The 12,590-nt window shown below is 52.5% G+C and carries 14 protein-coding genes; 7 read left to right on the forward strand and 7 right to left on the reverse strand.

What is annotated here, in order from left to right; translation table 11 throughout:
• Positions 1-6 precede the first annotated feature (6 nt).
• The 3 genes from ACTRC3_RS04710 to ACTRC3_RS04720 all read right to left on the reverse strand — a co-directional run bounded on the left by ACTRC3_RS04710 (position 7) and on the right by ACTRC3_RS04720 (position 3,155).
• Positions 7-951 (reverse strand): hypothetical protein, encoded by a 945-nt coding sequence (locus tag ACTRC3_RS04710; protein ID WP_440321923.1) that lies wholly within the window; start codon positions 949-951, stop codon positions 7-9.
• Entirely contained in the window at positions 948-2,405 is a 1,458-nt protein-coding gene (locus ACTRC3_RS04715; RefSeq protein WP_440321925.1) for a sensor histidine kinase, read from the reverse strand. The genes ACTRC3_RS04710 and ACTRC3_RS04715 overlap by 4 nt, the downstream gene beginning before the upstream one ends.
• Positions 2,406-2,501: 96 nt before the next feature.
• Positions 2,502-3,155: a response regulator transcription factor gene (locus ACTRC3_RS04720; protein ID WP_158363326.1), complete on the reverse strand. Its 654-nt coding sequence runs from the start codon at positions 3,153-3,155 to the stop codon at positions 2,502-2,504.
• A gap of 161 nt (positions 3,156-3,316) precedes the next feature.
• Here ACTRC3_RS04720 and ACTRC3_RS04725 point away from each other — a divergent pair, with 161 nt between their 5' ends.
• Together ACTRC3_RS04725 and ACTRC3_RS04730 are read left to right on the forward strand one after the other, a co-directional pair.
• On the forward strand, positions 3,317-4,084 hold the full coding sequence (locus tag ACTRC3_RS04725) for an ABC transporter ATP-binding protein (RefSeq protein ID WP_440321927.1): 768 nt from the start codon (positions 3,317-3,319) through the stop codon (positions 4,082-4,084).
• Positions 4,077-4,880 (forward strand): ABC transporter permease, encoded by an 804-nt coding sequence (locus tag ACTRC3_RS04730; RefSeq protein WP_440321928.1) that lies wholly within the window; start codon positions 4,077-4,079, stop codon positions 4,878-4,880. Before ACTRC3_RS04725 ends, ACTRC3_RS04730 begins: the two co-directional genes overlap by 8 nt.
• A gap of 130 nt (positions 4,881-5,010) precedes the next feature.
• On the opposite strand, the gene ACTRC3_RS04735 is transcribed toward ACTRC3_RS04730, so the two are convergent.
• A complete protein-coding gene (locus ACTRC3_RS04735) occupies positions 5,011-6,324 on the reverse strand; it encodes an ATP-binding protein (RefSeq protein WP_440321930.1) in 1,314 nt (437 codons plus the stop codon).
• A gap of 276 nt (positions 6,325-6,600) precedes the next feature.
• On the opposite strand from ACTRC3_RS04735, the gene ACTRC3_RS04740 reads away from it, so the two are divergent.
• Complete coding sequence (locus ACTRC3_RS04740) at positions 6,601-6,876, forward strand: metal-sensing transcriptional repressor (protein WP_178038542.1); 276 nt, start codon at positions 6,601-6,603, stop codon at positions 6,874-6,876.
• A 55-nt stretch (positions 6,877-6,931) separates the two neighbouring features.
• Here the strand turns inward: ACTRC3_RS04740 and ACTRC3_RS04745 are convergent, their stop codons facing one another.
• The 3 genes from ACTRC3_RS04745 to ACTRC3_RS04755 form a co-directional block, all read right to left on the reverse strand.
• On the reverse strand, positions 6,932-8,491 hold the full coding sequence (locus ACTRC3_RS04745; RefSeq protein ID WP_440321933.1) for a permease prefix domain 1-containing protein: 1,560 nt from the start codon (positions 8,489-8,491) through the stop codon (positions 6,932-6,934).
• Positions 8,481-8,819, reverse strand: coding sequence for a PadR family transcriptional regulator (locus tag ACTRC3_RS04750; RefSeq protein ID WP_440321934.1), 339 nt, complete (start codon positions 8,817-8,819; stop codon positions 8,481-8,483). The genes ACTRC3_RS04745 and ACTRC3_RS04750 overlap by 11 nt, the downstream gene beginning before the upstream one ends.
• A 229-nt stretch (positions 8,820-9,048) precedes the next feature.
• Positions 9,049-10,050 (reverse strand): DUF362 domain-containing protein, encoded by a 1,002-nt coding sequence (locus ACTRC3_RS04755; protein ID WP_349163651.1) that lies wholly within the window; start codon positions 10,048-10,050, stop codon positions 9,049-9,051.
• A 290-nt stretch (positions 10,051-10,340) separates the two neighbouring features.
• Between ACTRC3_RS04755 and ACTRC3_RS04760 the strand changes: the two genes are divergently transcribed.
• The 4 genes from ACTRC3_RS04760 (at position 10,341) to ACTRC3_RS04775 (ending at position 12,530) form a co-directional block, all read left to right on the forward strand.
• The gene (locus tag ACTRC3_RS04760) at positions 10,341-10,547 is read left to right on the forward strand and encodes a hypothetical protein (protein ID WP_440321937.1); all 207 of its coding nucleotides are present in this window, start codon (positions 10,341-10,343) and stop codon (positions 10,545-10,547) included.
• Between the two features lie 64 nt (positions 10,548-10,611).
• Entirely contained in the window at positions 10,612-10,980 is a 369-nt protein-coding gene (locus tag ACTRC3_RS04765) for a GntR family transcriptional regulator (protein WP_349163652.1), read from the forward strand.
• On the forward strand, positions 10,981-11,679 hold the full coding sequence (locus ACTRC3_RS04770) for an ATP-binding cassette domain-containing protein (RefSeq protein ID WP_178038548.1): 699 nt from the start codon (positions 10,981-10,983) through the stop codon (positions 11,677-11,679). It abuts the gene before it with no gap.
• Positions 11,673-12,530: a hypothetical protein gene (locus ACTRC3_RS04775; protein ID WP_440321939.1), complete on the forward strand. Its 858-nt coding sequence runs from the start codon at positions 11,673-11,675 to the stop codon at positions 12,528-12,530. Before ACTRC3_RS04770 ends, ACTRC3_RS04775 begins: the two co-directional genes overlap by 7 nt.
• Positions 12,531-12,590: the final 60 nt, after the last annotated feature.

A 12,590-nucleotide genomic window follows, 5' to 3' on the forward strand; every position in this document is an offset into this window, starting at 1 on the left:
TTTGCGCTATAGGGCAAAATAAATGGAAAGACTCAGGGAACCGAGGCGGAGATAGTAATTGACTTCTCCCTTGTCGCCCTCGCGGTAAACAATCTGAGCCGTCCGGGAACCGTCCGGATTCATATCACTGATACCCCATTCCTCGCTTACCAGCCTTCTGGCCTCTTCTTCGGTATAGCCCTTCTTTTCATAAAGGTGTACCTGATTGTCGTAGTCCGTCTTATCTCCATCGGAAAGTATGGTATCTGCCAGCTCCCAGCTCTGCGTAACGCGCTCTGTTGTCAGGCCCAGATAGGAGCCGAATTTTTGAGCCCGCTCTGCGATATCCGAATCGGCCACCGCCACGTCTGAATCAGTCGCCGCCACGTCCGAATCGGTCGCCGCCGCGCCGGAACGGATTCCATTTCCATAACCCTCGTTCCACTCCTGAACGCCCAGCTCCAGAAGCTTACCGGTCTCGTCATCCAGAGCGGCTTTCAGGATCCATCTGTCCTCCTCCGTGTCGATTTGGAAATTCAGCATCCAGATAATCATGGATTTTTCCCCGCTGGGGTCGATATAGAAAATCGGATCCGCACTCTGCTCTGCGTCATCTTCTGTCATTTGGGCAGTGCGGAAGGTTTCGTCCAGTACGCCCATTTCGCATAAGGTACCAAGCTCTTCCTCCGCTTTCGCAAGGCTTCCGGGCACATCGTAATTTTTCCCTTTTTCCAATACGGTGGTGCTCGCGTCGGCGCTCAGAAACAGTTCCGTCTTTTCTACCATACTAAGCTCTGTCTGGGACGTAATCCGCACCTCCGGCGCTTCCTCCGTCTCCACCACAGACAGACGCCTGTCGTCCTGCCATTTTCTTAGAAGCAGGGGAACGCCAAAGCCCACTGACGCCGCCAGAAGCAATGCTCCCACGGTCAGAAGCCAACTTTTTCGGGATCTGCAGTTTTTTCTTCTCATGCTTCCTCCTCCCCGGCCTGTTCCGGCAGCCATACCCTTACCAGAGTTCCTTTTCCTTCCTCGCTCTGAAAATCCAATCTGCCCCCATGACGCTTTACGATTTCCGCACAGATGGAGAGTCCTAAGCCTGCTCCGCCCTGCCTGCGGGCGCGGGATTTATCCACCATATAAAAGGCTTCCGTGATCCGGCTAAGCTCTGCCTCCGGCATGCCCTTTCCCTTGTCGCACACATAAAAGGCATAGCCTCCCTGCTCCGGACGCCCCAGCAGCGTCAGCCTCTTTTCCCGACCGCTGCCCTCCATGGCCTTCCGGCCATTGTCCAGAAGATTCATCAGCACCGTTTTCATCAGATCCGGCTCCAGCTCCACCTGCCTGTCCTCTACCGACATCCAAAGACGGATCTCCTGCTTTTCCAGGGCAGGCTCCAGGATCCCCCGGATTTCCTCCGCTAGCCACTCGGTGGACACGCGTCTTTTCACAAGCTCCTGATGACGGAGCACCATCAGATCCAGAAGCTTAAAGGACAGGGCCTCCAGCCGCTTTCCTTCTTTAAATATATAATTGGCCGCGTCCATCCGTTCCTCTTCCGTCATCTCCCGGCTCCGCAGCATATCCGCGTAGCCAATCATCGAGGTCAGGGGCGTCTTCAGCTCATGGGCAAAGCTTCCGATAAAATCCTCCTGCCGTCTGGCCGTATCCTGAAGCTCCGTAAACTGCTGCTCCAGGTGGTCTGCCATCCGGTTGAAATCCCGGGTAAGCCTTCCCACCTCGTCCTCGGATTCCACCCGGGCCCGCACCTCCATGTCGCCGCTGGCGATGCGGCGGGCAGCCCGGGAGAGACGGCGCAGGGGCTTCAGAAGCCATGCGGTCATCAGATAGCACACTGGAAGCTCTAAAAGCAAAACCACCAGCATCCACCGGCGGTAAATCCGGTACTGTTCCGTCCGGTCGTTAAAAAGGGCTGTCACGTCCCGGTCGCTTTCCAGATAGAGCGTCCGCTTCTCTCCCAGCTGAATGCTGCTCATGGTAGCCAGCTCATATGTGCCGTTTTCCTCGCGGAGCTCCCGGGCGCGGGTTTCCCCGGATGCGGCCTTGATGAGCTTTTGGATGTCTTTTTCCTTCTCCTGATCGTAGGAAATTTGTTTTTCCATGTAGAGAGGCTGGCCATCCCCGTCATAGATGCAGAAGGTCAGGCCGCTGTCCGTCATTCCCTGGGACATGGCCTCCGCTGTTTTCTGAATTTCTTTATCTGTAAAATTCTGCCATTCCTGTACCGTGGTATTCCAGTAGGCCACAAAGGAATAAGACAGCATCCGGTTCTCCTCTGCCGCGTTCCGGGTCTCTCGCTGCCAGGACGACGAAAACAGAGCGTCTAAAAGTGCATAGCCGCCCAGTCCCATCACCAGCATGCTGATGACCAGCATGGAAATACTGATTTTCCAGGAAAATTTCATCCGTTATCCTCTTTTCATTTTTATACTCTGCGTTCTGCCTCCGGACAGTCTATATTCTGAACCAGTTGCCGCAGATAGCTTGATTCCCCGTACTGATTACGGGCAATAGCGGTATCCTACTCTGTACACGGTCTGAATCTGCTCCTCCAGGCCCGCTTTTTTCCGCATCCGCTGCACATGCAGATCCACGGTCCGACTGTCGCCCATGTATTCGCCGCCCCAGATGCGCTCGTAGATGGTCTCCCGGTAAAGGGCGATATTTTTATTACGTACAAAGAGCAGGAGCAGGTCAAATTCCTTTTTCGTAAGGCTGATGGTCTCGCCCTTCTTTGTGACCGTCCGGGAAGCCGTATCGACGACCAGGTCGCCCTCAGTCAGAACCTGTTCGGTCTTGTGGTAGCGCCGCAGCACCGATTCCACCCGGGCCAGAAGCTCGATGATTTCAAAGGGCTTGGTCAGGTAATCGTCCGCCCCCATGCGGAGTCCCTTCACCCGATCCGCCACGCTCGCCTTCGCCGTCAGAAAAATCACCGGGATCTCCAGGGGCGCGATATAATCCATGATCTCGTAGCCGTCTGCCCCGGGCAGCATGATATCCAGAAGCACCAGATCGTAGGGCTTTTTATCCAGCATATCCACCGCCGCCAGCCCGTCGTAGGCGCAGTCGCAGGCATACCCGGCCCTGGTCAGATTGATCTTTATCAGATTGGAAATAGATTGTTCGTCCTCCACCACTAAGATTTGCAGCATTTTACTCTCTCCTTCTATATGATAGAGTGTATCATATCTGCATCATATTTGCATCATGGTTGAGCTTTGATCAACCATGATGTAAATGGTTCTTTCTTGTTTCAGTCACACCCTTCTTTATTTTTCCATAAACTAACTATATAGTATCAGGAGGCTTGCCTATGAATCCGCTGCTTACGCTGGAGCATGTCGGCTTCGCCTACCATCAAGCGGAGGGCGAAACTCCGGCTCTTTCCGATATTTCTTTTACACTTGAGGCCGGGCATTTTCTGGCCATCGTGGGACCCAGCGGCTGTGGAAAATCCACGCTGCTCTCGCTGATTTCCGGCCTCCTTCTGCCGGAGGAGGGACGTATCCTGCTCCACGGCCTGCCGGTCCGGGAGGCCCGAGCCAACATCGGCTATATGCTTCAGAGGGATCACCTCTTTGAGTGGCGTACCGTCTACACCAATGTGCTGCTGGGCCTGGAAATTCAGCATCAAAAAACGCCCGAAAAGCTTCAAAAAGTCGATCACATGCTGGACTCCTACGGCCTGTCCAGTTTTCGGAACGCCCACCCCTCCCAGCTCTCCGGCGGCATGCGGCAAAGGGCAGCGCTGATCCGCACTCTGGCTCTGGAGCCCGACCTGCTGCTTCTCGACGAACCATTTTCAGCGCTGGATTATCAGACCCGGCTGACGGTCTGCGACGATATCTATGAGATTATTAAAAAGGAGGAGAAGACGGCGGTTCTTGTGACCCACGATCTGTCGGAGGCCATCAGTATGGCCGACGAGGTGCTAGTGCTCTCCGCGCGGCCCGGGCGCATCCGGAAACGGGTGCCTGTCAAGTTTGATTTGGCTAACCGCACGCCCATGCGTTCCCGCAGCGCGCCGGAATTCAAGGATTATTTCAACACCATCTGGAAGGAGCTGAACGACCATGCCTGATCTTGCAAATTGCTCCCTGGCCCAGCAGAATTTTCTGAAAAACCAGACCCGGCTCCGGAACCGGGTGCGGCTGGCAAGGCTTCTCATTTTCCTTGGCTTTCTGGTTTTATGGGAGGCCAGCACGAGGATGCACCTCATCGACGCCTTTATTTTCAGCAGTCCCACCCGGGTGATCCGCACTTTTCTCTCCATGGGCCGGGACGGCTCCATATTTCTCCATGTGGGCGTGACGCTTCTGGAGACGCTGGTGAGCTTTCTGCTGGTCTTTCTCTTAAGTCTTCTGACCGCCGTGCTGCTCTGGCTGTCGCCGGGGCTGTCCCGCACTCTGGAGCCTTATCTGGTGGTCTTAAACAGTCTGCCAAAATCCGCCCTGGCCCCGCTTCTCATCGTCTGGCTGGGCGCCAATATACGGACCATCATTGTGGCCGGAATCTCCGTGGCAGTCTTTGGCAGCATTCTGACTCTGTACACAGGCTTTCAGCAGATTTCAGCGGAGAAAATCAAGCTTATCTACACACTGGGCGGAGATCGGGGCGACGTGCTCTGGAAGGTGGTGCTGCCCGGCTCCGTCCCCATTTTTCTGAATACCATGAAGGTCAATATCGGACTTTGCCTGGTGGGCGTCATCATCGGAGAATTTATCGGCAGCCGCCGGGGGCTTGGGTATCTGATTATCTATGGCAGCCAGGTGTTTCAGCTGGATCTGGTGCTGATGTCCATCGTCATCCTGTGCGGGCTGGCCATGGGGCTGTATCAGGGGTTAAATGTGGCGGAGCGGAGGTTGACACGACGGTAACAACGAGATAAAATACGCTTCGTGAATTTTGCTCGTTGCTCACGTAAAAACAGGAGATGCATTTTCGCACCTCCTGCTACATATTTCCTATTTTTCTGTCCTTATATTTCCGCAATCTACGCTTCTGGGTTTACGCGTTCTCCGATTTTCCTGCCAGATAATTGATAAACTGCTGGGCCGTTCTGCCGGATATACCGCCGTGGCTCAGCTCCCACTTATTGGCCTCGGCGCAAAGCTCTGCGTCGGTCAGGGTAATCTCTGGGTAGCGCTTCGCAAGCTCCGTGACGATCTGGAAGTATTCCTTCTGAGTTGGCTTGGAGAAATTGATGGTCACGCCGAAACGGGCCACCAGGGACAGCTTCTCCTGCATGGTGTCGGACCGGTGCATGCCCTCGTCCTGCTCCATGTCGCTCCGGTCGCCCCAGGTCTCCCGGATCAGGTGGCGGCGGTTGGAGGTGGCGTAGATCAGCACATTATCCGGCTTGGTTTCCATACCTCCCTCGATGACCGCCTTCAGGAACTTGTACTCGATCTCAAACTCCTCGAAGGACAGATCGTCCATGTAAATGATAAAGCGGTAGTTCCGGTTCTTGATCTGGGCAATGACGCTGGACAGATCCTGGAACTGATGCTTGTAAATCTCAATCATACGCAGGCCCTGATCGTAATACTCGTTCAGAATGGCCTTGATGCTGGTGGATTTGCCGGTACCGGCGTCTCCGAACAGCAGTACATTATTGGCCGGAAGACCTTTTACAAAGGCCTCTGTATTATCAACCAACTTTTTCTTCTGAATTTCATAGCCTACCAGGTCCTTCAAAAGCACCTGCTCTGTATTGTTGACCGGCAGGAATTCCACGCCGTTCGTCACCGCCTTGATGCGGAAGGCCTTATTCAGACCGAACATACCTACGCCGTAGGCTTTGTAAAAATCTGTAATTATTTTGAAGATTTCATTTTCATCTTCTGCCTGCTCAATCTGACGGCTCACCGCCTGTACCTTTTCACTGACGTTTTTATTGTACATCCGTTCCTTTTTGCCGATGGCCTTATAGTGGCAGACGGTGCTGAAGCAGTCGATCTCCAGATCCCGCTCGATGGTGCTAAAATCAAAGTCAAACAGGTGTTTGAACACCTTAAAATCCGCCTTTGCGAAATGGTTGACGGTTCCGTCGTTGGCTCCCACCTTCTCGCTGGTCATACTGAAGGAATTCTCGTTGGTCAGAAGAATAAAGGTCAGGTAATTGTGCCAGAGATTCTCGTCGAATCCGTATACGGTAGACAGATCCAGAAGCGCCTTCATCTGCTCGTAGATCCGCGTGGTCAGTTCTGCTGCGCTGCAGTTATCCTTTTCATAATCCTCGAAAATACCGGCCAGTTTCCGGAGGATGCTGTTTTCTCCCAGATCCCGGTATAATATTAATTTTGCGACTTCCTTGTACATAATTTTGCTCCTCGTCCTTTTCTGTTACCGTTTCTATACGCTAACATTTTTCATCTGCTCTGCGTCGGCTCCAAACCTGAGACGCAGAGTGCTGTTATGCTGTATTATAACGCAGGGAACAATGTCTGTACAGTTGATTTTATCTATTCCAGCCTGCATTTTCCTTTGGTTTTTATCTGTCCTGTTCCTTTTTGGCTCCTTTCGGCTCGCTTGACAGTTCCATGGATTCCTTTTATAATTGGGCTAACATATGAATTTTCCGGGAGGTATCATTTTATGAAACAATGCATGGATTCAGATAATCTGCACCGCAGATTAAAAAAGATCATCGGCCAGGTTCAGGCCATTGACCGCATGATCGACGAGGATATCCCCTGTGAAGACATTCTCTCCCAGATCAACGCCGCCAAATCTGCCCTGCACAAGGCCGGTCAGGTGATTCTGGAAGGCCACATCCAGCACTGCGTCCGGGACGGCATCCAGCATGGGGACGCTGATAAGACCATCGAGAGCTTCACCAAGGCGGTGGAACGGTTCGCGAATATGAAATAGAAATGGGAAGTCCCCTTACCGGGTGTGTGAAACGCCTTGCAAGGGGACTCTGTTTTTATGACACTACGGTCTCGCACTCTTTCTTCTTATTTTTCTCCTTCTCCGTCACCACCCGGTCATACCGCCACACGGACAGTACCATTCCTGCCGCCAGCGCGGTGATGGTGATGCTGCTCCAGCCTTCGGCCAGGAAGGGGAGGTTGGAGAAATGGCTGAACTGGTAACCCCGGTTTTCTATCAGGTAGATGACGGTCTCCAGGGTCAGGAGGAGGCTGCCGGAGAGAGCTATGGTGCGGCCCAGGCGGTTACGGATACGGAAGGTCAGGAAGAGCAGGGCGGCCGGAAGGATGACACTGAGCAGCATCAGCGCGGCGGCCGGAATGCGTCCGTAATGGAGTACCCACCAGGCAGCCCGGTAATTGCTCTGGTATTTATCCGGGAGAATTTTTTCCAGAGTCGGATGCTCCAGAAACTGAAGCCGATATTCCCGGTAGGCCGCAAAGCTGGAAAATGGGCTGTCCTCCCCGGACGTCTCGCCGATGCGCTGATCCTTCCAGTGTCCGGCCCCATTTTTCCCATAATACCATTCGCCGGTGCCGTAATTCAAAAGCTCCTCTCTGCTAAGCTGTACCTCTCCAAAATTTTCCGCTCGGCTAAGAAGCTCCCGGATCAGCATGTTATTATAACTGTCATCCCAGGCCGTAGAGTTAGCCGCGTAGGCCTCTGGATGGATGCAGCGGTTCCAGAGCTCCCGCGCCTGACTTCCCGGCGCGGCCCAGAGGGTCAGGAGTACCGCAAAGCCAAGGATAGCCGCCGCGATGGCCTTTCCGGCAGACCCGCCAAACCAGCCTTTGACCGCCATGTAGAGCTCGATTCCCAGACAGGTCAGAAGCAGGCACAGCACCGGAATCCAGGAGCCGCCGGGTCGGAAACCCCGGGACAGACGGAGGGCAGCCAGATAAAAGGCCTGCGCCAGGGTAAGGAGCGCGATGGCTCGACAGCCTCCCGCCCGTCTTCGATACAACCAGACTGCCGACACCGGGACGCCAAGTCCCAGAATCAGCACCTGGAAACCGGAGCTGTACAGCCGATAAAGCGTCATATTTTCAGAGCCATAGCCTGCAAGCAGCCTCTGACAAAAGCCGCCCGCTGCCAGCACGCCGCAGAAAATTCCAATGGTTTTCACCACTGCGCCCGCATGTTTCAACAAAAATGGATAACCCTGATACATCATCATCAGAAGGAGCCCAAGCCCCCAGATGTAACAGGTTCCATCGGAAAGGCTGTAAGCCAGATCCGACAGACTGTTCCAACTTCCCCCGAACACCACCAGTTCACCCAATTCAATCACCAGCAAAAGCCCGATAATTCCAAGCAGCGGCCAGGGCATCCGGATCCGATGCTGCCGGTTTAACTCCATGCCGATGACATCCGGCTCGCCCATATCCCGGATGGCCCGGCCAAGGGCCTCTTCCTCCGACAGCCCATATCCTCGGTAGTCCTCCGCCTTGTCTTCAATGTGCCCCCGCAGCTCCTCGTTAATCTCCGCATGGCAGAGCCTGCAGGCAATCTGCTCATCCACCGTCTCCAAAAATAAATCCATCTTATCCCGCAAAGCCCACGCCTCCCTTCAGCACATTCCGGACGGCCCGCTCGTACTCCTGCCATTCCTGCTGCTTGGACTTCAATAACTTTCCGCCGCCCTTCGTCAGATGGTAATACTTCCGCTTCCGGCCATTTTCCGCGCACTGCTCATAGCTCTCCACCGCCCCCTGCTCCTCCAGGCTGTGAAGAATCGGGTACAGGGTTCCCTCCTTCAGGGAAAAGACCCGAGCGCTCCGCTCTTCCAGAAGCCGGATCATCTGGTAGCCGTACAGGTCGCCCTCCTCCAGAAGCTTCAGCACCAGCATGGACGTGCTGATCGCCATCATTTTCTTGTCCATGGGAAATTCCTCCTTTTCCGTTTTCTCGTTTCCAAAATAATACCTAGATTTTCTATGCTTCCATATTACCTAGAAATTCTAGGTATGTCAACTGTAAATTCTGTTCTTATGCAAAATTCTTTCCGAATCACATTCTACAAAAAAGGATCCTGCCACAGGATCCTTTTTTGATGCCATTCTGTATTCTGTTTTCACAGCGTCTTCACTATCTCCGCCACCTGCTTTTCTGTTATTCCGCGTGGAACGGCTTTACATCCTTTACCGCTTCTTTTACGCTGATTTCCTTGTCGTTCTCATCAATATCCAGCAGATGATACTTGTCATTTCCCATACCCAACTCTTTCATGTAGGTGAGCTGGCGCAGGCCGTGGCGGGTCTCCATGCGCTCTACCAGGGCGTGATGGTCATGCTCACTCAGGGCGTATACCAGGTCTACGGACGCCTGATCCACGGCCAGAATGTCAGTGGAGGCTACAATACCGATGTTCGGGGTGACTACCGGCTCTGCTGCCACGCCTTCGCAGTCGCAGGATACGGACATGTTGCGAAGGACGTTGATATATACGATCTTATCGCCGAAATGATCAAAGACAGATTTGGTGGACTCGGTCATGCGCTCCATGAATTCTTCTTCGGCGATGCTCCACTGGTTGTCGGATCCCTCTACGGTGTGGATCCATTTTTTTCCGATGCGGCCGTCTGCGCAGCCGATACCGATGTTCTTATTGGATCCGCCGAAGCCGCCCATGGTATGTCCTTTGAAATGGGTCAGAGCCAGGAAGGAGTCGTAGTTTGCCAGGTTCTTACCTACGGACATTTCTTTGAACCATTTGCCGCCTTTAATCGGGAACAAAGCTGTGCCGTCCTCGTCCATGATGTCTACGGGGCAGAAGGTCCAGCCGTTGACCTTCAGGGTCTCCCGGTGCGCTTCGGTGGTGTAGCGGTCGCCTTCGTAGTAGGTGTTAGTCTCGACGATATTGCCGTTCGGGATATCGTTTTTGATGAGGGACTCTACCCACGGACGCGGAATGATGTTCGGGCCGTGCTTTTCACCGGTGTGCAGCTTTACTGCCACTTTTCCGGTCAGGTGGCCGCCTACTTTCTGAAATATGTTATGCAGTCCTTCTGCGGAGAGGTCTTTGGTGAAGTATACGGTGGATTCGCCGCCGGTGCGCTCCTCATAGGAAATATAGTGATCACCGCCGGTGCCGGGTGTTTTCTGATCTGACATGTTGAAATCCTCCTTTTACAGATGCTTTTGGCAAAATAATGCTTTCGGATAAAAATACCCTACTCTGATTTTATTTTAAACCTTAAAGTAGGGTTGAAGTCAAGGATTTTTTATCTCCTGCTTACTTATTCTAAGACGGACGGAAGAGAGGGGCCGGAGAATTGCAGTTTTTTATATTTTGTGTCTTGGCTTTATACCCCTATGGGTATAGTATGTCGTTATAAGCCATATACCAATAGGGGTATATGTAATATGTGCTTGTATGATAAGAAAGGAGTATTAAAGTTATTATGAATGCTGTTATGGAGAAGCTGGAGGCCTTTGGGGAGCTTGGTGGTATAAAAAAGGATATTACGTTTCTTGTTATCTCTGCTCTTGCTCTGATAGCGAGCCTGACGGGCTTGATGCCCGGGTTACCGTTTGATCCGGCCTTTCGTCCCCCCTATTTATTAAGACTTCCTGAAGATTCTTTCTATATCCTTGACATTTTTTCATGAATATTCTATTGTACTAATTAAGTAATACAATTTGTCTGTAACCATGTGAAAGGAGCGTGATCCCATGCCCTGGATCCTTGATGACACCCGTCCCATCTACCTACAGCTGGAAGACATCATCAAATCCAAAATCATCGCCGGCATCTATAAGCCCGGCCAAAAGCTTCCATCCGTGCGGGAACTGGCCGCCGAAGCCGCCGTCAACCCCAACACCATGCAAAAAGCTCTGGCCGAGCTGGAACGCAGCGGCCTGGTCTACACTCAGCGCACCAGCGGCAGATACATCACCGAGGACACCGCCATTATGCAAAATCTGAAACACCAGCTGGCCCACGACCTGATCCAGCAGTTTCTGGAAGCCATGGCCCACTTAGGATACACCAGAGAAGAAAGCATTCAGCTTCTCATCGAAGAAAGCAAGGAGGAAGTGTAAATGAACGAACTCTTAACCTGTACAGGGCTCACCAAGCAATACGGCTCCAAGGCTGCCCTGGACAACCTGAACCTGACCTTACCCCGGGGCCGCATCATCGGCCTCTTAGGACCAAACGGCAGCGGCAAGACGACCCTGATCAAGCTTATCAACGGCCTGCTCGCTCCCACCGCCGGACAGCTGTACATCAATGGAAATGAGCCCGGCCCTGACACCAAAAAAGTCGTCTCTTACCTGCCTGAACGCACGTATTTCAACAGCTGGATGAAAGTCAACGACATTCTGGACTTCTTCTGCGATTTCTACGCGGACTTCCGCCGGAACCGCGCCGAAGATATGCTCCAGCGTCTGGGCATCGACCCGACGGCCCGCCTGTCCACCATGTCCAAGGGTACCAAGGAAAAGGTGCAGCTCATCATGGTTATGAGCCGGGACGCTGACCTGTACTGCCTGGACGAGCCCATCGGCGGCGTGGATCCGGCAGCCCGGGACTATATTCTCCAGACAATCATTTCCAATTATAATGAAAATGCGTCGGTTCTGATCTCGACTCACCTCATTTCCGATATTGAAAATGTGCTGGACGACGTGATTTTCATCCAGAACGGCCACATCCGCCTGCATACTTCCGTGGATGCTATCCGGGAGCAGGAAGGGAAATCGGTGGACACTTTATTCAGGGAGGTATTCAGATGTTAGGAAAATTGATAAAATACGAATTTAAGGCAGTGAACCGGTTGATGATTCCGCTGCATCTGGGGCTCATTGCCATTACGATTTTCGGCCGCTTTTATGTTCAGCTGGCGCTGAACCGTCCGCGCTTCAACGACGGGAATGTTTGGATGACCTTTGCGGACACATCTCTGATTATTTTTTATGTCATCGCGCTGGTCGCCATCGCGCTGATTACTTCCATTTATCTGTCGATCCTGCGATTTCAAAAAAATCTGTTCACAGATGAAGGGTACCTGATGCACACGCTTCCGGTATCTGTCCATGAACAGATCTGGGGAAAGCTGATCGTGGCGACTGTCTGGATTGCCATCGATACGGTGCTTCTCATTCTTTCTATTCTGGTGATGTTTTTAAACAAGGATCTGATCTCTGCGGTCTTTGATGAGGTCCCTACTCTGTTTATCAGTTTTCGGGACAATTTCGGGGTATCTCCGGTTGCTGCAGGGCTTGTGTGGATTCCGCTTTTTGTTTTATCGGAAATGGCGAGTATCCTGATTTACTATATGTGTATTACCATTGGACATAGCTTTCATACCCATAAAATTTTGTCTTCTGTCGGTATTTTTGTGGGCGTTACGATTCTTTCTAACGTAATTGCCGGTATTCTGACCGGAATTACTGCTACTACCTATTCCACTGGGACTTCTCTGTTTTCCGGTCTGTCGTTCACGGCTCATATGTTTTCGGCCAGCTGGTCTAATACGACGGCTTTCTGGCTTAGTTCGGTTATTTCGGCTTTGATTTCACTGATGCAGGGTGGGGTTTGTTATTGGCTGACGGCCTACTTTATGAAGAATAGTTTGAATTTGGAATAATAAGACGGACGAAAAAAAGGGGGCGGGAGACTTTGCTTACACCGTGTTCGGACATTTCAC

The sequence above is a fragment of the Laedolimicola sp. genome, from assembly GCF_051972735.1.
Classification (GTDB): Bacteria; Bacillota; Clostridia; order Lachnospirales; family Lachnospiraceae; genus Laedolimicola; species Laedolimicola intestinihominis.

Excerpts from the sequence above, each read along its gene's own strand:
- ACTRC3_RS04750 (WP_440321934.1), bottom strand. The coding sequence starts at position 8,819 with ATGGACAAGAAAATGATGGCGATCAGCACGTCCATGCTGGTGCTGAAG.
- ACTRC3_RS04770 (WP_178038548.1), top strand. The coding sequence starts at position 10,981 with ATGAACGAACTCTTAACCTGTACAGGGCTCACCAAGCAATACGGCTCC.
- ACTRC3_RS04710 (WP_440321923.1), bottom strand. The coding sequence starts at position 951 with ATGAGAAGAAAAAACTGCAGATCCCGAAAAAGTTGGCTTCTGACCGTG.
- ACTRC3_RS04715 (WP_440321925.1), bottom strand. The coding sequence starts at position 2,405 with ATGAAATTTTCCTGGAAAATCAGTATTTCCATGCTGGTCATCAGCATG.
- ACTRC3_RS04760 (WP_440321937.1), top strand. The coding sequence starts at position 10,341 with ATGAATGCTGTTATGGAGAAGCTGGAGGCCTTTGGGGAGCTTGGTGGT.
- ACTRC3_RS04775 (WP_440321939.1), top strand. The coding sequence starts at position 11,673 with ATGTTAGGAAAATTGATAAAATACGAATTTAAGGCAGTGAACCGGTTG.
- ACTRC3_RS04725 (WP_440321927.1), top strand. The coding sequence starts at position 3,317 with ATGAATCCGCTGCTTACGCTGGAGCATGTCGGCTTCGCCTACCATCAA.
- ACTRC3_RS04730 (WP_440321928.1), top strand. The coding sequence starts at position 4,077 with ATGCCTGATCTTGCAAATTGCTCCCTGGCCCAGCAGAATTTTCTGAAA.
- ACTRC3_RS04735 (WP_440321930.1), bottom strand. The coding sequence starts at position 6,324 with ATGTACAAGGAAGTCGCAAAATTAATATTATACCGGGATCTGGGAGAA.
- ACTRC3_RS04740 (WP_178038542.1), top strand. The coding sequence starts at position 6,601 with ATGAAACAATGCATGGATTCAGATAATCTGCACCGCAGATTAAAAAAG.
- ACTRC3_RS04720 (WP_158363326.1), bottom strand. The coding sequence starts at position 3,155 with ATGCTGCAAATCTTAGTGGTGGAGGACGAACAATCTATTTCCAATCTG.
- ACTRC3_RS04765 (WP_349163652.1), top strand. The coding sequence starts at position 10,612 with ATGCCCTGGATCCTTGATGACACCCGTCCCATCTACCTACAGCTGGAA.
- ACTRC3_RS04755 (WP_349163651.1), bottom strand. The coding sequence starts at position 10,050 with ATGTCAGATCAGAAAACACCCGGCACCGGCGGTGATCACTATATTTCC.